Consider the following 19074-nt stretch of genomic DNA (forward strand, 5'->3'; position numbering starts at 1 on the left):
ATGACCACCGAAACCGCCAAGAAGCCCTCCGTCCTGTTCGTCTGCGTCCACAACGCCGGCCGCTCCCAGATGGCCGCCGCCTTCCTCACCAGCCTCTCCAAGGGCGCCATCGAGGTGCGCTCCGCAGGCTCCCAGCCTGCGGACAAGATCAACCCTTCTGCCGTCGAGGCGATGGCGGAGGTGGGCATCGACATGTCCGCGGAGGTCCCCAAGGTCCTGACCACGGAGGCGGTGAAGGAATCCGACGTCGTCATCACCATGGGCTGCGGCGATGAATGCCCGTATTTCCCCGGCAAGCGCTACGAGGACTGGGTCCTGGAGGACCCGGCCGGCAAGGGCGTGGAGTCGGTCCGCCCCATCCGCGACGAGATCAGGGGCCGGATCGAGGACCTGATCGCGTCCCTGACCCCAGCCGCCAAGTAGACCCCCAAGATTCCGACCCCCAGGAGATTCCCGTGAGCGAGACCGCGAACGCAGAGAGCGTAAAGACAGAACAGCTGATCATCATCGGTTCCGGCCCTGCCGGCTACACCGCCGCCATCTACGCCGCCCGCGCCGGGCTGGAGCCCCTGGTCCTGGCCGGCTCGGTCACCGCCGGCGGGGCACTGATGAACACCACGGAAGTAGAGAACTTCCCCGGCTTCCCGGGCGGTATCCAGGGCCCCGAACTGATGGACGGGCTGCAGCAGCAGGCGGAAAAGTTCGGCGCCAAGGTAGTGTTCGACGACGTCACGGAGGTTGCGCTGTCGGGCCACCTCAAGCGTGTGGTCACCGGCGGCGGCGACGTGCACGAGGCCCCCGCCGTCATCCTCGCCACGGGGTCCGCCTACAAGGAGCTCGGACTGCCGGAGGAGAAGAAGCTCAGCGGCCACGGCGTGTCCTGGTGCGCCACCTGCGACGGGTTCTTCTTCCGCGAGCAGGACATCATCGTGGTGGGCGGCGGGGATTCGGCCATGGAGGAGGCGATGTTCCTGACCCGGTTCGGCAAGTCCGTCACCGTCGTCGTCCGCAAGGGTGAACTGCGCGCCTCCCGCATCATGGCGCAGCGGGCCAAGGACAACCCCAAGATCAGCTTCGCGTGGAACTCGGCCATCACCGCCATCCACGGTGACAGCAAAGTCACCGGCGTCACGCTCACCGACACCCGCACCGGGGAAACCCGCGAACAGGCCGCCACCGGCATCTTCGTCGCGATCGGCCACGTGCCCCGCACCGAACTGGTGGCCGGGCAGGTGGACCTGGACGAGGAGGGCTACATCAAGGTGGACTCCCCCACCACCGTCACCAGCCTCTCAGGCGTCTTTGCCTGCGGGGATGCCGTGGATCACCGTTACCGGCAGGCCATCACCGCCGCCGGCACCGGCTGTGCCGCAGCCCTCGACGCGGAACGCTACCTCGCAGCCCTCGAGGACGCGGACAGCATCGCTACCGCCCTGGTGGAAGAACCAACCCACGCCTAGAAGCACTCTCAAGGGAGGGGGTGAGCTGAATGGGTACAGGATGCTGCGGCGACTCCGGCTGCTGCGACGACGATTCCTGCACTGACCAGGACTGCTGCTAAACCAGCCCCTCCCCCAACTAGGTAGCAGCAGGTGTCGTTATGGGCCCTCAAAACGACACTTACTGCTACCTAGTTGGGCCGCCTACCGCACAAGACCTACGGATGAAACAGAGGACAGCATGGATTCAGCGAAGAACCTTCCCGTTGCCGTGATCGGCGCCGGCCCTGTGGGCCTGGCCGCGGCGGCCCACCTGCTGGAGCGCGGCCTTGAGCCGCTCATCCTCGAGGCAGGCACGACGGCGGGAGCGGCCATTGACCAGTGGCGGCACATCCGCCTGTTCTCGCCTTGGCGGTTCAACCTCGATGCCGCCGCGGTGCGCCTGCTGGAATCCGCCGGATGGGAGGCCCCCCGCCCCACCGCACTGCCTTACGGCGGGGAACTCGTGGACAACTACCTCGCACCGCTGGCTGCGCTGCCGGAGATTGCATCCCGGCTGCAGACCGGAGCCCGCGTGGTCGCCGTGACCCGGGCGGGGATGGACAAGACCCACACCCGCAACCGGGACACCACACCCTTCACCGTCCGGGTGGAGCACGCGGACGGCGAAACACGTGACCACACCGTTGCCGCCGTCATCGACGCGTCTGGAACCTGGTCCCGCCGCAACCCGTTGGGCACCTCCGGCCTTCCCGCCATCGGCGAGGACACCGCAGCGGAACGCATCTCCGCTCCGCTGCCGGACGTTACAGGCCGGGACCGGGCGGCGTTTGCCGGACGCCGTGTCCTGGTAGTGGGCGCCGGCCACTCCGCCGCCAACACGCTGACCAGCCTGGCCGACCTCGCCAGGGAAGAGCCGGAGACCCGGATCCTTTGGGCCGTCCGCGGCGCCTCGGCGGCGAAAGTCTACGGCGGCGGCGACGCCGACGGCCTTCCTGCCCGTGGACAGCTCGGCGGCCGCGTGCGGCGCCTGGTGGAGGCAGGAAAAATCGAGCTCCACACCGGCTTCGGCATCAGCTCGCTGAAGTCCCTCGACTCCCATGTGACGGTGGAAGCCGCAGATGGCCGGACCCTTGATGCCGACATCGTGGTCCCCTGCACCGGTTTCCGGCCCGACCTGGACATCCTCCGCGAAATCCGGCTGGAACTCGATCCCGCCGTTGAGGCTCCCCGTGAGCTCGGCCCCCTTATCGACCCGGAATTCCACTCCTGCGGCACCGTCCCTCCGCACGGTGCCAGGCTCCTCGCCCACCCGGACAAGGACTTCTATATCGTGGGCATGAAGTCCTACGGCCGGGCACCCACCTTCCTCCTCGCCACCGGGTACGAGCAGGTCCGCTCGGTGGTGGCCGCCCTGGCCGGGGACCACGAGGCCGCCGACACCGTCCAGCTGGAACTTCCCGAAACCGGCGTCTGCTCCACGGACGCGGGCACCAGCTGCGACGTCCCGGCCGCAGCAACAGCAGCCGGGCCCGATTCCGGCTGCTGCGCAGCCCCCGAGCCCGTCCTGGTGGGCTTTCCCACCGGACTTTCCCACGGCCGCTCCGGCGGCAACTAGATCCCTGAACATCGACCTCCGGAGCACCGCCATGTCCAACCCGAGCCACCAGGCCCCCGCCCCCAACACACCAGCCGTCCTCTTTGTCTGCAGCAAGAACGGCGGCAAATCCCAGCTCGCCGCCGGCCTGATGAACCAGGTGGCCAACGGGAGGGTCACCGTGTACTCGGCCGGCACCAAACCGGGAAAGTCCCTGAACCCCCAGGCCGTGGAGTCGCTCACCGAGCTGGGCATCGACATCAGCGGCGAACACCCCAAGCCTGTTACCGGGGACGTCCTGGACGCCGTGGACGCGGTGATCGTGCTGGGGACGGAAGCGAAACTGGAGCCACGGGAGGGAACGCGTTTCGAAGTGTGGGAAACCGACGAGCCCTCGGAGCGCGGCATCGAGGGGATGGAGCGCATGCGCCTGGTGCGCGACGACATCAAGTCGCGCGTCCGGAAGCTCTATGAAGAGCTGACAGCCGGCTAGGAACAGGACTTCGCCCGCCGCACAGGGGCCCGAGCCGCTGCAGCCTTCCGCGCTACCCCATCGCGGGGGCGGCGGCGGTCCGTCCGGCGAACTGGCGGCGTGCCCAGCGGGCCAGCTTCTTGCCCTTGCCCTTCCACCAGTTGTCCTCGTCCTTGTCGTGGTGCAGGCGGAAGATGATGGCCACCAGCACGAACATGCCCATGACCACGTCGATCCAGGACCACAGCACCAGGGCGATGAGAACCGTCAGCCCGTTGACGATGATGGACGGAATCGCGAGGGTACGGAAGACCGTGCTGGCCAGGTAGCGCCGGTGGGACCTGGGGACGGACAGTGCGCGCACCATGTCAAAGCAGACACACACCACCACCACCGTCTGTCCGATGGCCAGCAGCATCTGGCCGGGAAGCGAGCCGCTGAACGCTGCCACCGACTCCATCCCCGGGCTCATCGGTGCCCCTCAAATGCAGGGCGGCAAGAATCGAAACCACACATGGAAAAACCCCCAGAAACTTTGGAACACTGCTGCTGATCCAGCAGTGGTTCCATTGAAGTTTCCGGGGGCTCCGGTGGTCACGAGTAGTGGGTACTCTAATTCCCGCCCGTACCCGTGGGGTGGTACTTACCTGCCGATGGCACGCGGCCGCCACAGCACCACGGCCTGCGACCGCGGGCGCGGACGCTGGCCACGCGCCAGGCTCACCACGTCGCCCGCAGCGCCCGCTGCGAAGATCCGGGCGTCCAGTGGCTGCCGGCGCCGGCCAAGTTCCTCGGTCAGTTCCGAAACCCTGCTCTGCAGGGCTGCCACCTGGTTCTCCAGCTCCAGGATCCGTTTGATCCCCTCCAGCGATACGCCCTCCTGGGACAACCGCTGGACCTCACGGAGCATGTTGATGTCCCGCTGCGAGTAGCGGCGGGACTTCCCTGGAGCGCGGCTGGGCGAGACGATGCCCAGGCGGTCGTACTGCCGGAGCGTCTGGGGGTGCATGTCCGCGAGTTCAGCCGCGACCGAGATCACGAAGATAGGCTGGTCAGCACTGACGTCCACAGCACACCTCCCCTGCTACAACCGGGCCTTGGCGGCCAGGCCCTCACGGACATCGGCTCCGGCCGTGGCTTCGGCAAACGCCTTGACCGCGGCTTCGGCTTCCTTGTTCAGGTTCTTGGGAACGGCGACGTCGATGGTCACCAGCAGGTCGCCGGTTCCCTTGGACGTCTTCACGCCTTTGCCTTTGACCCGCAAGGTGCGGCCCGACGGCGTACCGGCCGGCACACGGACCCGCACCTTTTCGCCGTCGATGGTGGGCACCTCGATGTCCGCTCCCAAAGCAGCCTCGGGGAAGGTGACGGGGACGTGGATGCGGAGGTTGTCGCCGTCGCGCGTGTAGAACGCATGCGGCTGGACGGCGACGGACACCACCAGGTCTCCATAGCCGGCGGCACCGGGCTGGCCCTTCCCCCGGACGCGGACCTTCTGGCCGTCCTTGATGCCGGCGGGCACGCGGACGTCGATCACTTCGCCGCTGGGTTCCCGCAGGCCGATGGTGGTGCCGCGGATGGCACCGGCGAAGGAAATGCTTGTGGAGGCTGTGCGGTCCGCACCCTTCTGCGGGGTGCGCTGGAATCCGGTCTGGCCGAAGCCGCCGCCGAACAGGTCAGCGAACTCCGGCGGGATGCCGCCCGCGGAGGGGTTGAACCCGCCCGCGTGCCGGCCGGTGTTGCCCGTGAACAGGCCACCGAACATGTCCTCGAACCCGGCGCTGCCAGCCCCGGCGCCGCCGGGGGCGAACCGTGCGCCGCTGCCCATGGCCCGGATGGCGTCATACTGCTGGCGCTCATCGGGATCCGAGAGCACGGAATAGGCCTCGGAGATATCCTTGAACTTCTTCTCCGAAGCAGCATTCCCCGCGTTGGTGTCCGGGTGGTGCTGTCTGGCGAGCTTCCGGTATGCCTTCTTGATGTCGGCGTCGGAAGCGTCCTTGGCGATACCAAGGATCGCGTAAAAGTCCTTGTCCACCCAATCCTGGCTAGCCAATGGCGTTTCCTTTCAAAAAGTTATGAGTCGGTGGTTGAGCCAACCGGAAATCGGCCGGCTCAACCACCGAAGGTAATGCTACGCAGGTACCGCGACGATGACCTGGGCTGCGCGGAGGACGCGTTCTCCTGACTTGTAGCCGGAACGGAGCACCTGGCTGACGGTGTCAACCTCGATGTCCTCGCCGGGCTGCTGGATCAGGGCCTCGTGGATCGTGGGATCGAACTCCACACCGGTCTCGTCGATGCGGACCAGGCCGTACGTCTTCAGCGCGTTCTCCAGCTTGGCGGCGATCGCGGCAAACGGTCCGTCGGCCAGGTCGCCGTGCTGGCGGGCTGCGTCGACGTCGTCCAGGACCGGAAGCAGGGAGTTCAGGACGCCGATGACGGCCATTTCCCCTGCCACGGCGCGGTCGCGTTCAACGCGCTTGCGGTAGTTGACGTACTCGGCCTGCAGCCGGAGGAGGTCGTTCCGCAGCTCGGCCGCCTCAGCGTTGGCCGAACCCGTTCCAGCAGCACCCTGCGCGACGGATTCTTCCGCCGGCACCTCGACGCCATTGAGGATCTCCTCAGCCTGGGCCAGGGCGTCGCCGTCGGAATCCGTGCCGGAAGCCGGACCTGCACCGTGGGAGCTGGTGCCCCCTTCAGGGTGCCGGGCCTGACCGGTCACCGGGTCGACCTTGCGGTTGTCCCGGATGACCGGTTCATGGCTGTCGCCCTGCTGGCCTGCGCGATCGTGGCCGGTGGAAGTGTGCTCTTCCTCGTTACCGTGATGGGGCATGGCTACTTCTTCGCTTCGTCTTCGTCGATGATCTCGGCGTCAACGATGTCCTCGTCGCCAGCTTTGTCACCCGGAGCTGATCCCGCAGCGCCTTCAGCACCTGCAGCGCCGGTGGCACCGTCCGGTGACCCGGCCTGGGCGTAGATGGCTTCGCCCAGCTTGCCCTGGGAAGCCTGCAGCTTCTCGAAGGCGGACTTCACGGCGGCGTCGTCGGTTCCCTCGAGTGCCTTCTTGAGGTTGTCGACGTCGGCCTGGACCTCGGTCTTGACCTCTTCAGGCAGCTTGTCGGCGTTGTCCGCAATCAGCTTGTCCACGGAGTAGGCCAGCTGCTCGGCCGTGTTGCGGGTGTCGGTTGCCTCGCGGCGGGCCTTGTCCTCGGCTGCGTGCTCCTCGGCGTCCCGGACCATGCGGTCGATGTCTTCCTTGGAGAGGCTGGAACCGCCGGTGATGGTCATGGACTGTTCCTTGCCCGTGCCCTTGTCCTTGGCGGACACGTGGACAATGCCGTTGGCGTCGATGTCGAAGGTGACCTCGATCTGCGGAATGCCGCGCGGAGCCGGCGCAATACCGGTCAGCTCGAACGTGCCCAGCGGTTTGTTGTCGCGGGTGAACTCGCGCTCGCCCTGGAAGACCTGGATTGCCACGGACGGCTGGTTGTCGTCGGCCGTGGTGAAGGTCTCGGACCGCTTGGTGGGGATGGCCGTGTTGCGCTCGATCAGGTGCGTCATCACACCGCCCTTGGTTTCGATGCCGAGGGACAGCGGGGTGACGTCGATCAGCAGGACGTCCTTGCGCTCACCCTTCAGGACACCGGCCTGCAGTGCTGCGCCAACAGCCACAACCTCGTCCGGGTTCACGCCCTTGTTCGGTTCCTTGCCGCCGGCGAGTTCCTTGACCAGGTCGTACACGGCGGGCATACGGGTGGAACCGCCCACCAGCACGATGTGGTCGATGTCGGAGAGCTTGATGCCGGCTTCCTTGATGACGTCGTGGAACGGCTTCTTGGTGCGCTCCAGCAGGTCCTTGGTGAGGTCCTGGAACTTGGCGCGGGTCAGCTGCTCGTCCAGGTGGACCGGGCCGTCGGGGGTGACGGACAGGTACTGGAGGGAAACGTTGGTGCTGGTGGAGGAGGAGAGTTCCTTCTTGGCCTGCTCAGCGGCTTCGCGGAGGCGCTGGAGGGCGATCTTGTCCTTGGACAGGTCCATGCCCTTGACCTTGAGTTGGTTGAGCAGGTAGTCGACGACGCGCTGGTCCCAGTCGTCGCCGCCCAGGCGGTTGTCACCGGCGGTGGCGCGGACCTGGATGGTGGAGAAGTTGTCTTCGTCCTTGCCGACTTCCAGCAGCGAGACGTCGAAGGTTCCGCCGCCGAGGTCGAAGACCAGGATGAGTTCGTCTTCCTTGCCCTTGTCCAGGCCGTAGGCCAGGGCTGCGGCAGTGGGCTCGTTGACGATGCGCAGGACGTTCAGGCCTGCAATCTCGCCGGCTTCCTTGGTTGCCTGGCGCTCGGCGTCGTTGAAGTACGCCGGAACGGTGATCACAGCGTCGGTGACCTTTTCACCCAGGTAGGACTCGGCGTCGTTCTTCAGCTTCATGAGGATACGCGCGGAGATTTCCTGCGGGGTGTACTTCTTCTCGTCAATGTTGACGGTCCAGTCCGTGCCCATGTGGCGCTTGACCGAGGCGATGGTGCGCTCGATGTTGTTGACGGCCTGGCGCTTGGCGATTTCGCCCACCAGGACTTCGCCGGACTTGGAGAATGCAACGACGGACGGCGTGGTGCGGCCACCCTCGGCGTTGGCAATAACGGTGGGCTCGCCACCTTCGAGAACGGAGACGACGGAGTTGGTGGTTCCGAGGTCAATACCTACTGCACGTGACATGTGTTGCTTCCTTCTTTCCTTGGCAACTGGTTGGCGCCCTCGTATTGAGCGTTCTGCACTCAACTTTACTCAGCACACGATTGATGTCAATACGAAGTTGAGTGATGTGCGCTCAACTTTGCCTGCCTGCAGCTTCAGGGATCCGCCAGGCTGCCAGCAATCACGCGGCTAACGCCGCTTAAACGCGGACGACGGCGGATCTCCGTTTTCGCTGTTGGAGAACCCGCCGCCGTGCTGCTGCGTGTTGCGGAGCTGCTTTCGCGGCCTCGCTACCTGTCGCTGTCCCGGCCGCCGTGCAGGGGACCGCCTTCCTCCGAGGTGGTGTTCACCTGGCCGTCCGTGACCCCGTCCCGGACTGCATCGGCTTCCCGGGCTGTACCGGACGTCCCGGCGTCGCCGTAGTCCCCGTCCGGGTACTCGCCGTCCTCAAGGTTCCCGGCGGGCTCTCCCACAGTCCCGGCATCACCGTAGTCACCGTCCACGTACTGCCCGCCCTCGCCTTCCAGCCCGGGGGCGGTGCTTCCCTTGCGGGGCTGCTCGGCCGGGGATTCCTGGTTCTCGGTCATGGTGCATCTCTCCTTTGAGTTCCGCGTCCATGCGGGCGCATGTGCAGTCTATCCAGCAGGCGTTTTGGCCAACAGGGCCTCATCCCGGTCCGGGCGTTCCTCAACCTCCTGCCGCCCCAGCTTGCTGGGCCACCAGATGCCGGGGCCGATGTCGTACGCCAGGGCGGGCACCAGCAGGGACCTCACCAGCACGGTGTCCAGCAGCACACCGAAGGCCACAATGAACGCCAGCTGCACCAGGAACATGATGGGGATGACGCCCAGGGCGGCGAAGGTGGCAGCCAGGACCACGCCGGCGGACGTAATCACCCCGCCGGTGACGCCCAGGCCGCGAAGAATGCCCGGACGGGTGCCGTGCTTCAGCGATTCCTCACGGACCCGGCTCATGAGGAAGATGTTGTAATCCACACCGAGTGCCACCAGGAACACGAAACCGAACAGCGGAACAGTGGCATCAGCGCCCGGGAAACCGAGGATGTTGTTGAACACAACGGCCGAAACACCCATTGCTGCCGCGTAGGAGAGCACCACCGAGAGCACCAGCAGCACCGGCGCCAGGACGGAGCGAAGCAGCAGCATCAGGATGAAGAGGATGACCACCAGGACCACGGGGATAATGATCACCAGGTCACGCTGGGCGGTGGTGTTCGTATCCAGCGCCGTCGCGGTCACGCCGCCCACCAGGGCGTCCGGGTCCACGGCCTTCACGTCCTCGCGCAGGGCCTTCACCGCTTCCTCGGCCTCCAGGGAGTCCGCTGCGGAATTCAGGGTGGCGTTGATAAGCACCTTGCCGTCGCGGACGTCGGGAGCGCTGGGAGCGCCGGGAGCCCCGGTGATGGGCACGCTGCCCTGGGCCAGCAGGTAGGCGTCCCCTACGCCGTCGGCCGCCTTCACCGTGTCAAGCACCTCCTGCGCCTTGCCCTGGTCCGCAACCACGACGGCGGGGCTGCCGCTGCCGGCGTCGAAGTGGCGCGCCAGGGCGTCCTGGCCGTCCACGGCGTTGGAGGCGGTGAGGATGACGTCTGTCTGCGGGACGCCGTTGGCTTTGAGCTGCAGGACGCCGGCCGAGGCTACCAGCAACAGCAGGACGGAGGCGATCCACACCGTACGCGGGCGCCGGGAGACCAGGGATCCGGTGGCCCGCCACAGTCCCTTCTGGCCCTCCAGCCCCGTCACCAGTTCGGGTTCGCGGTCTTCCGCCGGGACCAGCTTGGGGCGGAACGGCCAGAATGCCGCCCGGCCCAGGAGCGCCATCAGCGCCGGCAGCAGCGTGAGGGCTGCGAACAGGGAGCAAAGAATGCCGGCAGCAGCCACGGGGCCAAGGGCCTTGTTGGAGTTCAGGTCGGAGAAGAGCAGGCACAGCAGGGCGATGATCACGGTGGCGCCGGAGGCCAGGATCGGCTCGAAGGATGCCTTCCAGGCGGTGATGACGGCTGCGGTGCGGTTGGCGGTGTGGGTCAGGGCCTCGCGGAACCGTGCCACGTAGAGCAGTGCGTAGTCCGTTGCCGCGCCGATGACCAGGATGGACAGGATGCCCTGGCTTTGGCCGTTCAGCTGGATCCACCCGGCCTTGGCCATGCCGAAGACCAGCAGGATGGCCGCGCACAACGCAAAGACGGAGGTCAGGAGCACCATGATGGGCAACAGCAGTGAGCGGTAAACGATCAGGAGGATCACGAACACCGCGGCCAGGGCCACCAGGAGGAGGATTCCGTCAATTCCGGCGAAGGCCGCTGTGAGGTCCGCCGCGAGTCCGGCCGGGCCGGTCACAAAGGTCTGCATTCCTTCCGGCGCAGACTCTGCCACGGTGTCCCGCAGCTCCTGGACGGCCTCCTTGACTTCCACGGACGAATCGATCGGCGCGATGAACTGGACCGCCTTGCCATCCTCGGAAGGAATCGGGCCCACCACTGCGCTGCCAAGCTGCAGCCCTTCCAGCTCCGCCTTGAGGCCTGCCACTTCCCCGAGCTGGGCCGGGGTGAAGGCCTCATCGCTCTCGATCACGATTACGCCGGGCACTTCGTCAGAGTCCCGGAACTTCGCCTGCCAGTCCTGGGCGGCCGTGGCCTCGGCGCTGGCGGGCAGGAAGGAAGCCTGGTCGTTGGATGAAACCTCTTCGAGACGGCCAAAAGTGGGACCCCCGACGCCGGCGAGCGCCAGCCACGTCAGGACCAGGATGACGGGGAGCAGCCAGCGCAGCCAGAACGGGACGCGTTCCGTTCCTGCGGATTTGTGTTTCATGATGCCTTCCGGACGACGGGCGGGGAGTAGAGTTGGTTCCATACTAGAGTATCTCCATCATAGAGATAAGCGGCTGGCTAGCTTTTTATTGATTCCACCGATAGCCAGGGGCCCCAGCCGCTGAAGTAATATCCGTCAGTACGCAACGCGCGGTTGCACTGCGACCAGCCAGGCAAAGAGACAACCGGGAGGTGGACATGGCAGAAGGCACCGGCCCGGCACCGCAGGGCGGCCCTCCCGGGACTGCGGGCGGGCCCCACCCCCTGGTCCGCCTCCTGCAGGAATTCACGCTCGAAGCCAACCGCTACGTGGATACAGCAGGCGGCCGCAAGGACATGCACCGGACAGACCTCAACGCGCTGGCCGTCATCATGCGCCACACCGCCAAGGGGAATGTGGTCACGCCGGGGCTCCTGCGCAAGGAGCTGCACCTCAGCTCCCCCGCCACCACCGCCCTCATTGACCGGCTGGACCATTCCGGACACGTGACACGTGAGCGGCACAGTTCGGACCGCCGTCAGGTCCAGCTCAGGATGACCCCTAAGGCCTTCCAGGAGGGCGGCGCCATCTTCGCTCCGCTGGCCCGCCAGATGGGCAGCGCCATGGCCGGGTTCTCGGCTGACGAGCTGGAGACTGTCACCCGGTTCATGACCGCCATGGTGGAGGCCACGATTGCTGCGCGCGAAGAGTCTTCCGCCGGCCGGCCGGACACCCCCGCCCCACCCAACTAGGTAGCAGCACATGTCGTTTTGAGGGTCAAAAGGACACGTGCTGCTACCTGGTTGGGGGTAGCGTTTGGTTATGAGTGCGCAGCAGCCTGAAGACGACGTTTACACGCACGGCCACCACGAATCCGTGGTCCGCGCCCATGCCGCCCGGACCGCCGAGAATTCGGCAGCGTTCGTCCTGCCGCACCTCACACCCGGAGCCAGCGTGCTCGACGTCGGCTGCGGCCCGGGCACCATTACCTGCGACTTCGCCGTCCTGGTGGCGCCGGGCAAGGTCACGGGCCTGGACCGGTCACCGGACATCATCGCCCAGGCAAAGGCGCTCGCCATGGAACGAGAAGTTTCCAACGTGGAGTTCGTGGCCGGCAATATCTACGACCTGGACTTTGATGATGAGACGTTCGACGTCGTCCACGCCCACCAGGTGCTCCAGCACCTTACGGACCCGGTGGAGGCGCTGCGTGAGATGCGGCGGGTCGCCAAGCCCGGCGGCATCGTTGCCGTGCGCGACGCCGATTTCCACGGCATGAGCTGGTACCCCGCCATTCCGGAACTGGACGAGTGGATGGAGCTCTACCAGCGCATCGCGCGGCGCAACGGGGCGGAACCCGACGCCGGCCGCCGGCTGGTCAGCTGGGCGCAGGCGGCCGGCTTTAGCGACGTGGCACCCTCCAGCAGCAACTGGCTTTATGCCACAAGCCAGCAGCGGCGGTGGCAGGCGCGCGTGTGGGGGGAACGCGTGCTTCATTCCGCCTTCGCGGAGCAGGCGCTGGAATACGGCTTCGCCAATCCCGCTGACCTGGCCCGGATCTCGGCCGGGTGGCACCGCTGGGGTTCCACCGACGACGGCTGGTTCCTGATCCCTAACGGTGAGGTCATCGCCCGGGCTTGAGCCGGTACTTGTCCAGGCGGCCGCACTCGCAGCACGGCAGTTATGGCCCGCAAGCAGGGCAAACAGGTCATGAGGCGGCGTCAACGGCCACTAAACTTGGATGGTGCAATTCTCCCTGTGGCTCGCCCTGGTGGGCGCCGGAACACTGATCAGCTTCACGCCCGGCGCCGGAGCCATCAACACCATGAGCAATTCCCTGAATGCCGGGTTCCGCCGGTCCATCTGGGGCATCCTGGGACAACAGGCAGCACTGGTGATCCACGTGGTGATCGTGGCGCTCGGCGTGGGCGTCCTGGTGGCAAGCTCTCCCGTCGCCTTCAACGTCATCCGCTTTGCCGGCGCCGCCTACCTGGTATACCTGGGCATCAGGCAGTTCCTGAGCAAGCCGAATGTCGAAGAGCAGCAATCCGCCGCCCTCCGGAACGAACCTGCCTGGTCCATCTTCCGCCGGGGGTTGTGGGTAAACCTGCTCAACCCCAAGGCCATCATTTTCTTCCTGGCGTTCATGCCCCAGTTCATCAGGCCTGAACAGCCGCTCCTCGCCCAGTACGCCGTGCTGACGGCCACGATTATCGGCATCGACATCCTGGTGATGTGGTTCTTCTTCGCGGCAGCCGCCCGGTCCTTCCAGCGGTTTACGCATTCGGCGCGTGGACAAATGGTCCTCAGCAAGGTCTTTGGGGTGCTCTTTGTCGGCGTCGGCATCCTCCTGGCCGTAATGCACTAGGGCCCCGTTCAAGTACCTACCGTGACGGAATTAGAAAACCTATTTACAAATCCGTCACGCAATATGAATGTGATCTCTGGCCAATCCGGCCGATAGCGCGCATGCTTAGTTTCATGAACTCAGCGTCGAGCCCATACCGCGTCATCGCCGTCTGCACCGGCAACATCTGCCGGTCCCCAATGGCTGAGCTCATGCTCGCCGCGGCCCTTGAACGCGAGGGGCTGGACGGTTTAGTAAGGGTGGACTCGGCAGGAACCACGGGCTATGAGGCCGGACGCCCCATTGACCCCCGGGCCGCCCGCAGGCTCGCGGCCACCCAGCTTGGATCAGAGCAACACATCGCCCGCGAATGGGAGCTGGACTGGTTCCAGTCCAGGGACCTGATCCTTGCGCTGGATATCGACCACTACGCCTGGCTCAGCCAAGCCGCTCCGGACCAGGAGTCACTGGAAAAGATCCGCATGCTCCGCAGCTTCGATCCCGCCATGGCCGGCCTGGACCTCCTGGACCAGGGCATCGAGGACCCCTGGTACGGCGGACACGCGGACTTCGACGCCGTCTGGCACCAGATCCATGCAGCACTCCCCGGAATCGTGGACCACATCAAGTCCACAGTCCTGGGCAGGGCGGAACTGCAGCGGCAGGACCGCTGACCCAAAGTCCGGCACACGACCTTGGTTTGTAATTGAGAATGATTCTCAACTAGTCTGGGCGCATGGAGCTCATCGTTGTCACTTCCCTGGATGCCCTTTGCCGCCAGCAGGCCTGCGAGGACCTGGCGGCTGCCCGCCCCGGAAGCATCGTGGTCCTTCACGACCTGCTGGAAAACGGGACGGTGGTCCGGCGGACTTTTACCGGGGCCGGCGAGATTGAACGCGGGGAGTCCTTCCTGGAGCACGGATGCCTGAGCTGCGCCGTCCGTCTGGACCTGGTGCCCGGCATTGAACGCCGCATCCAGGACAGCCCGGGCAAGGGAACCCCTGGTCCCATCATCATCGGGCTGGCACCGGCCACCCCTGCGCACGCCGCCATCACTGCGCTCAACGAAAACCTCGCGGACCGTGCCACCGTCTCTTCTGTGATCCTCGCGCTGGCTCCGGATGCCCTGGAGGACCACATCTGGGACGCCCATACCCTGTACGAATCCGGCTTCACGCCGATGGTGGAGGATGAGCGGACGCCCGGCGAATGCCTCATCGGCGAACTGGCCTTTGCGGACACCGTCCTGGTGACCGAACCGGAGATCGTGCCACCGGACCCGGAGGGCCGGGAGCGGGGCCTGCACCTGGTCCGACAGCTTGCGCCCCACGCGGACCTGGCGGCCAGCGCAGGTGAGGTCCGCCCGGGACGTCACCACTACCTGGGCTCACTGGCCCGGACTGCCCCCGGAACAGCGCCCTCCGATACAGTGCCCTCCGGAACGGTGCCTGGGACGGACGCAGAACGGACCGGGGGCGCAGGAACCCGGGATGCTTCGCCGTTCACGACGGTTGTCCAGCGCGTCGAACGGCCTCTGCACCCCGGACGTTTCCGGCAGGCCCTGGCAACCCTGGCAGAAGGCTGCTGCGTGGTGCGCGGCCACCTCTGGATTGCCTCGGCGCCGGAATGCCGCATTGCCATCCAGGGCGTCGGCCCCCGTATCTGGCTCGAGAATACCGGGGCGTGGGACGACGTTCCCGCCACGCGAGTTCCGGCCGGCAACGGAATGCCGGCACCTGCCGGCACGGTTATCACGGCCACCGGCGAGGACCTCGACGCGGCGGAATTCGGGCACCTCCTCACTTCCTGCCAGCTCACGGACGAGGAACTGGCATCAGGCAAGAACCTGCACGACCCCTTCGGCCTTGAACAGGCCGGCTGAGCTCCATTTCCCCAACCAGTACCAACAATCCAACCAACCCACCAGGAGCACATCATGAAAGTCCGCAACTCACTTCGCGCATTGAAGAAGATCCCGGGAGCCCAGATCGTCCGGCGCCGCGGCCGTACGTTCGTGATTAACAAGAAGAACCCGCGGATGAAAGCCCGGCAGGGATAAAGGTACGCTCTACTCCATGAGCCCAGCCCCCGTCATCATCGCCATTGACGGACGTTCCGGCGCTGGGAAGACGACGCTCGCCGTCGAACTGGCCGCCAGGCTGCGCGCCCACCACAAGGTGTCCCTGTTTCATCTCGAGGACATATACCCCGGCTGGAATGGACTCGCGGCAGGCATCGAGAGGTATGTTTCCACGGTGCTCGCGCCCCTGAGCCGCGGGGAGGCCGCCTCCTGGGTCTGCTGGGACTGGGAGAACCATGACGACGGCGAACCCAGGGTGACGCTTCCGGCAGAGATCGTCATTGTGGAGGGCGTGGGGGCGGCGGCAGCCGCAGCCCGCCCCCTGCTGAGCGCGGTGATCTGGGCCGAGGCTCCGGACGACGTGCGCCGGACCCGTGCGCTGGACCGGGATGGCGAAACCTATGAGCCGTTCTGGGACCAGTGGGCGGCGCAGGAAGAGGAATGGCTCGCGGCGGACAAGGTCCCCCTTGATGCCGAAGTCCGCGTGCTGAACCCCGCCGACGGCTCGGCACCGGCTGACGTGCTGCAGGTCCTCCCCTACCTTCCCTCGCTGGCGCCTGCCCTGGCGCCAGAGCTGTCAGCGCGCCGGGGACTGCGCCTCCGCGCGGAACGGCTGAACGTCCGTCCGGACGCCGCGGGACTCTTCGGTTCCCTGTATGGCCGTTCGGCCAACGCCGTCTGGCTGGACTCCTCAAACGCGGGTGCCCCGGACACGGAGGCCGGGGAGGCTGCGGAGCGCAGCCGGTTCAGCATCATGGCTGACGACGGCGGCACGTTCGGCCAGTCGGTAACGCACCGTTCAGGCCACAGCCTGCTGAGCGCGGGGTGCGCCACCGCCACCGTGCAGGGCCCCTTCTTCCGTTGGCTGGACACCGTGTGGGGGCTCTCCGCCGTTGAGATTCCCGAGGCGTACCCCGGCGGCTTCGCGCTCGGCTGGCTCGGCTGCCTGGGCTACGAACTCAAGCGCGAGACCGGCGGCACCGACCTTCCCGCCCCCACCCCCGATGCCGCGCTCATCTTCGCCGGCAGGGCCGTGGTCCTGGACCATGCGGAAGGAGCCGCCTGGCTCCTGGCACTTGACGCCCCCGACGCCGATGACTGGCTGGTCCAGGCGCGGGCCGCCGTGGAAACCGCCGGGCGGGCCGCCGTGGAAACCGCCGGGGCGGCAGCGCAAGCCGGCGGCAGCACCGGCGTCGTGCTCCCGGCGGCGGCGGCGTTCCGCAGCCGGGACACCCGCGCGGAGTACCTGGCCAAAATCTCCGCGGCGCAGCACCAGATCGGCGAGGGGAACTCCTACGAGGTCTGCCTGACCACTGCCCTGTCGGCGGACATTCCGGCAGATGCCCTGGATCCATGGCCCACGTACCTGGCGCTGCGCCGCAGGAATCCCGCACCCTTTGCCAGTTACCTGCGCCTGGGCAGCCTCACGGTGGCCAGCACCTCGCCCGAGCGTTTCCTGAAGATCGCGGCCGACGGCGGGATGCGCGCCGAGCCCATCAAGGGAACCCGCCGCCGGGCTGCCGACCCCGCGGAGGACGCCCGGCTGCGCACGGACCTTGCCACAGCGTTGAAGGACCGCGCCGAAAACATCATGATCGTGGACCTGCTCCGCAATGACCTCAGCCACTTCGCCATCCCCGGCTCGGTGACCGTCAGCAGGCTCTGCGCCATTGAAAGCTACGCCACCGTCCACCAGATGGTGAGCACCATTGACGCGCAGCTGAAGCCCGGTTCCTCCCGGGCCGAGGCCGTGGCCGCCTGCTTCCCCGCCGGATCCATGACCGGCGCACCCAAGATCAGCACCATGGCCATCCTGGACGGCCTGGAAGGCGCCGCCCGCGGGGTTTACTCGGGAGCGATCGGCTACTTTTCGTTGAATGGAGCCACGGACCTCGCCGTTGCGATCCGGACCCTGGTGATCAACGCCCGGGGCGACGGAACGGCGGAACTGACGCTCGGCGTCGGCGGTGCCATCACCGCGGATTCAGATCCGGAGGACGAGTACCAGGAAATCCGCACCAAGGCGTTCGGCGTCCTCTCCACCCTGGGAGCGGACTTCCCGGATGCCTGACCACAGGAGTTCTTACTGGACGGTGGCGGTCAGCCTGGCCACGTTGTCCACGTAGCGGGCCGCCAGGGGCCGGTTGATCCAGTCCGTCAGCTTGAGCTCGTGGGAGATGTCCCGGTACGTGTCCTCCACGGCCCGCATCTTGGTGACGATGTCCTCGCCCAGCAGCATCACGGACACTTCCATGTTCAGGGAGAAGGAGCGCATGTCCATGTTGCTGGAGCCGAGGACCGCCACCTCGTCGTCGATGGTGAAATGCTTGGCATGGAGCACAAACGGGGCCTTGTAGAGGTAGATCCGGACGCCGGCCTCCAGCAGGGCCTCGTAGTAGGACCGCTGGGCGTGGTGCACCAGGAACTGGTCACCCTTCTCGGACACGAACAGCTCCACCTCCACGCCGCGCTGGGCAGCTGTGGTGATGGCATAGAGCAGGGAGTCGTCCGGCACAAAGTAGGGGCTGCAGATGGAAATCCGGTGCTGGGCCGAGTAGATCAGGGTGTTGAACAGGCGCAGGTTGTTCTCGGTGATGAACCCCGGGCCGCTGGGAACCACCTGGGCGGTGACGTTCCCCGGCTCCGGGTTGGCCGGGAGCTGCAGCTGGTGCTCCAGCGATTCGTCCGTTTCGCTGAGCCAGTCGGTGGCAAAAACAACGTTCAGCGTGGTGACGATGGGCCCGCGCAGGCAGGCCATCAGCTCCACCCATTCCCGGCCTGCCTTGCGGTGCCGGGGGTTGTTATAGGAAGGCTCAATCAGGTTTTGCGACCCCGTGAAGGCAATTTCGCCGTCGATCACCATGATCTTCCGGTGGTTGCGGAGGTCCGGCCGGCGCCACTGGCCATGGATGGGCAGCAGCGGCAGCATCCGCTTCCACTGGATCTTGCCGGCGCGCAGCCGCTTCAGCAGTTTCCTGTAGCCCTGCACCCTGAGCGTGCCGATGTGGTCGAACAGCACGCGGACTTCCACGCCCCGTTCCGCTGCTTCCTCCATGGCCGTCAGGAGCTCGTCGGTTATATGGTCCGTGCTCATGATGTAAAACTCGGCGTTGACGAACTTCTTCGCCTTGCGGACGGCGTTGGTCATTTCCAGGATGGAATCCGGATAGCCAGGGATGAGGTCCACCGAGTTGCCGTCCACCATGGGGAGGGACCCCAGCCTGCGGTTCAGTTCCCCGGCGGACTTGACCCACTCGGGGCCCGGGTAGTCGCTTTCGACGTCGGCAAGGGACGAGATCCCGGCCCGCACCCTTTCGTTGACCTGCTGCTGCTGCTCCCGCCGGCGGCTGGACAGTTTGAAGTTGCCGAACAGGAGGAACAGGATGATGCCCACGAACGGGACGAAGAAGATGCCCAGCAGCCAGGCCATGGCCGTGGTGGGCCGCCTGTTGCCTGGAATGATGCCCACAGCCAGCACCCTGATCACCAGGTCGGCGATACCCAGCACCACAACCACCCACCCTGGAGCGGTGCCGGCAAGCGAAAATGGCCACAACACGTGAGATTACCCCCGGAAAAATGAGCTCCGGCGGACGGTTTCCGGCCGGGGCACTCCGCCCAGCTTATCGGTGGGGTG

Annotated in this window: 19 protein-coding genes; 11 read left to right on the forward strand and 8 right to left on the reverse strand. The window is 66.3% G+C overall.

From position 1 onward, the window contains the following. From NFU08_RS13110 to NFU08_RS13125, 4 genes are all read left to right on the forward strand, one after another. Nucleotides 1-423, forward strand: coding sequence for an arsenate reductase ArsC (locus tag NFU08_RS13110; protein ID WP_174176217.1), 423 nt, complete (start codon nucleotides 1-3; stop codon nucleotides 421-423). A 32-nt stretch (nucleotides 424-455) separates the two neighbouring features. Continuing rightward, nucleotides 456-1460 (forward strand): thioredoxin-disulfide reductase, encoded by a 1005-nt coding sequence (gene trxB, locus NFU08_RS13115; RefSeq protein WP_251423955.1) that lies wholly within the window; start codon nucleotides 456-458, stop codon nucleotides 1458-1460. Between the two features lie 220 nt (nucleotides 1461-1680). After that, complete coding sequence (locus tag NFU08_RS13120; protein WP_251423958.1) at nucleotides 1681-3057, forward strand: FAD-dependent oxidoreductase; 1377 nt, start codon at nucleotides 1681-1683, stop codon at nucleotides 3055-3057. Nucleotides 3058-3088: 31 nt separating this feature from the next. Continuing rightward, nucleotides 3089-3529 (forward strand): low molecular weight phosphatase family protein, encoded by a 441-nt coding sequence (locus NFU08_RS13125; RefSeq protein ID WP_251423961.1) that lies wholly within the window; start codon nucleotides 3089-3091, stop codon nucleotides 3527-3529. A 52-nt stretch (nucleotides 3530-3581) separates the two neighbouring features. On the opposite strand, the gene NFU08_RS13130 is transcribed toward NFU08_RS13125, so the two are convergent. The 7 genes from NFU08_RS13130 to NFU08_RS13160 form a co-directional block, all read right to left on the reverse strand. Next, nucleotides 3582-3968, reverse strand: coding sequence for a hypothetical protein (locus NFU08_RS13130; RefSeq protein WP_174176355.1), 387 nt, complete (start codon nucleotides 3966-3968; stop codon nucleotides 3582-3584). A gap of 183 nt (nucleotides 3969-4151) precedes the next feature. Beyond that, nucleotides 4152-4577, reverse strand: a complete 426-nt coding sequence (locus NFU08_RS13135; RefSeq protein ID WP_066279799.1) for a heat shock protein transcriptional repressor HspR — start codon at nucleotides 4575-4577, stop codon at nucleotides 4152-4154. A 15-nt stretch (nucleotides 4578-4592) separates the two neighbouring features. After that, nucleotides 4593-5564, reverse strand: coding sequence for a DnaJ C-terminal domain-containing protein (locus NFU08_RS13140; RefSeq protein WP_174176209.1), 972 nt, complete (start codon nucleotides 5562-5564; stop codon nucleotides 4593-4595). Nucleotides 5565-5642: 78 nt separating this feature from the next. Next, complete coding sequence (locus NFU08_RS13145; RefSeq protein ID WP_251423964.1) at nucleotides 5643-6344, reverse strand: nucleotide exchange factor GrpE; 702 nt, start codon at nucleotides 6342-6344, stop codon at nucleotides 5643-5645. Between the two features lie 2 nt (nucleotides 6345-6346). Beyond that, nucleotides 6347-8224: a molecular chaperone DnaK gene (gene dnaK / locus NFU08_RS13150; RefSeq protein WP_251423968.1), complete on the reverse strand. Its 1878-nt coding sequence runs from the start codon at nucleotides 8222-8224 to the stop codon at nucleotides 6347-6349. Nucleotides 8225-8493: 269 nt separating this feature from the next. Continuing rightward, entirely contained in the window at nucleotides 8494-8790 is a 297-nt protein-coding gene (locus tag NFU08_RS13155) for a hypothetical protein (RefSeq protein ID WP_251423971.1), read from the reverse strand. 48 nt (nucleotides 8791-8838) lie between these two features. Beyond that, on the reverse strand, nucleotides 8839-11031 hold the full coding sequence (locus tag NFU08_RS13160) for an efflux RND transporter permease subunit (RefSeq protein WP_251423974.1): 2193 nt from the start codon (nucleotides 11029-11031) through the stop codon (nucleotides 8839-8841). A 197-nt stretch (nucleotides 11032-11228) separates the two neighbouring features. Between NFU08_RS13160 and NFU08_RS13165 the strand changes: the two genes are divergently transcribed. The 7 genes from NFU08_RS13165 to pabB all read left to right on the forward strand — a co-directional run bounded on the left by NFU08_RS13165 (nucleotide 11229) and on the right by pabB (nucleotide 17508). Continuing rightward, nucleotides 11229-11762, forward strand: coding sequence for a MarR family winged helix-turn-helix transcriptional regulator (locus tag NFU08_RS13165; protein ID WP_251423977.1), 534 nt, complete (start codon nucleotides 11229-11231; stop codon nucleotides 11760-11762). Nucleotides 11763-11832: 70 nt separating this feature from the next. Continuing rightward, nucleotides 11833-12651: a methyltransferase domain-containing protein gene (locus NFU08_RS13170; protein WP_251423980.1), complete on the forward strand. Its 819-nt coding sequence runs from the start codon at nucleotides 11833-11835 to the stop codon at nucleotides 12649-12651. A gap of 103 nt (nucleotides 12652-12754) precedes the next feature. Next, nucleotides 12755-13378: a LysE family transporter gene (locus NFU08_RS13175; protein WP_174176196.1), complete on the forward strand. Its 624-nt coding sequence runs from the start codon at nucleotides 12755-12757 to the stop codon at nucleotides 13376-13378. A gap of 113 nt (nucleotides 13379-13491) precedes the next feature. After that, the gene (locus NFU08_RS13180; RefSeq protein WP_251423982.1) at nucleotides 13492-14031 is read left to right on the forward strand and encodes a low molecular weight protein-tyrosine-phosphatase; all 540 of its coding nucleotides are present in this window, start codon (nucleotides 13492-13494) and stop codon (nucleotides 14029-14031) included. A gap of 62 nt (nucleotides 14032-14093) precedes the next feature. Then, nucleotides 14094-15239 carry a GTP-binding protein gene (locus NFU08_RS13185; RefSeq protein WP_251423985.1) on the forward strand — a complete coding sequence of 382 codons (1146 nt, stop codon included), beginning with the start codon at nucleotides 14094-14096 and terminating at the stop codon, nucleotides 15237-15239. A 54-nt stretch (nucleotides 15240-15293) separates the two neighbouring features. Continuing rightward, nucleotides 15294-15416 (forward strand): type B 50S ribosomal protein L36, encoded by a 123-nt coding sequence (gene ykgO / locus NFU08_RS13190; protein WP_011693081.1) that lies wholly within the window; start codon nucleotides 15294-15296, stop codon nucleotides 15414-15416. Nucleotides 15417-15432: 16 nt separating this feature from the next. Further along, nucleotides 15433-17508, forward strand: a complete 2076-nt coding sequence (gene pabB, locus NFU08_RS13195) for an aminodeoxychorismate synthase component I (RefSeq protein ID WP_251423996.1) — start codon at nucleotides 15433-15435, stop codon at nucleotides 17506-17508. Nucleotides 17509-17520: 12 nt separating this feature from the next. Here pabB and cls read toward each other — a convergent pair whose 3' ends face one another. Beyond that, nucleotides 17521-18993 carry a cardiolipin synthase gene (gene cls / locus NFU08_RS13200; RefSeq protein WP_174176351.1) on the reverse strand — a complete coding sequence of 491 codons (1473 nt, stop codon included), beginning with the start codon at nucleotides 18991-18993 and terminating at the stop codon, nucleotides 17521-17523. Nucleotides 18994-19074 lie beyond the last annotated feature (81 nt).

The sequence above is a fragment of the Pseudarthrobacter sp. NCCP-2145 genome, from assembly GCF_023708005.1.
GTDB classification, from domain to species: domain Bacteria; phylum Actinomycetota; class Actinomycetes; order Actinomycetales; family Micrococcaceae; genus Arthrobacter; species Arthrobacter oxydans.

What these genes read in the sequence shown, in the direction of transcription:
- NFU08_RS13110 (WP_174176217.1), top strand. Translation starts at nt 1, where the DNA reads ATGACCACCGAAACCGCCAAGAAGCCCTCCGTCCTGTTCGTCTGCGTC.
- NFU08_RS13120 (WP_251423958.1), top strand. Translation starts at nt 1,681, where the DNA reads ATGGATTCAGCGAAGAACCTTCCCGTTGCCGTGATCGGCGCCGGCCCT.
- NFU08_RS13125 (WP_251423961.1), top strand. Translation starts at nt 3,089, where the DNA reads ATGTCCAACCCGAGCCACCAGGCCCCCGCCCCCAACACACCAGCCGTC.
- NFU08_RS13130 (WP_174176355.1), bottom strand. Translation starts at nt 3,968, where the DNA reads ATGGAGTCGGTGGCAGCGTTCAGCGGCTCGCTTCCCGGCCAGATGCTG.
- NFU08_RS13145 (WP_251423964.1), bottom strand. Translation starts at nt 6,344, where the DNA reads ATGCCCCATCACGGTAACGAGGAAGAGCACACTTCCACCGGCCACGAT.
- dnaK (WP_251423968.1), bottom strand. Translation starts at nt 8,224, where the DNA reads ATGTCACGTGCAGTAGGTATTGACCTCGGAACCACCAACTCCGTCGTC.
- NFU08_RS13155 (WP_251423971.1), bottom strand. Translation starts at nt 8,790, where the DNA reads ATGACCGAGAACCAGGAATCCCCGGCCGAGCAGCCCCGCAAGGGAAGC.
- NFU08_RS13160 (WP_251423974.1), bottom strand. Translation starts at nt 11,031, where the DNA reads ATGAAACACAAATCCGCAGGAACGGAACGCGTCCCGTTCTGGCTGCGC.
- NFU08_RS13165 (WP_251423977.1), top strand. Translation starts at nt 11,229, where the DNA reads ATGGCAGAAGGCACCGGCCCGGCACCGCAGGGCGGCCCTCCCGGGACT.
- NFU08_RS13170 (WP_251423980.1), top strand. Translation starts at nt 11,833, where the DNA reads ATGAGTGCGCAGCAGCCTGAAGACGACGTTTACACGCACGGCCACCAC.
- NFU08_RS13180 (WP_251423982.1), top strand. Translation starts at nt 13,492, where the DNA reads ATGAACTCAGCGTCGAGCCCATACCGCGTCATCGCCGTCTGCACCGGC.
- NFU08_RS13185 (WP_251423985.1), top strand. Translation starts at nt 14,094, where the DNA reads ATGGAGCTCATCGTTGTCACTTCCCTGGATGCCCTTTGCCGCCAGCAG.
- ykgO (WP_011693081.1), top strand. Translation starts at nt 15,294, where the DNA reads ATGAAAGTCCGCAACTCACTTCGCGCATTGAAGAAGATCCCGGGAGCC.
- pabB (WP_251423996.1), top strand. Translation starts at nt 15,433, where the DNA reads ATGAGCCCAGCCCCCGTCATCATCGCCATTGACGGACGTTCCGGCGCT.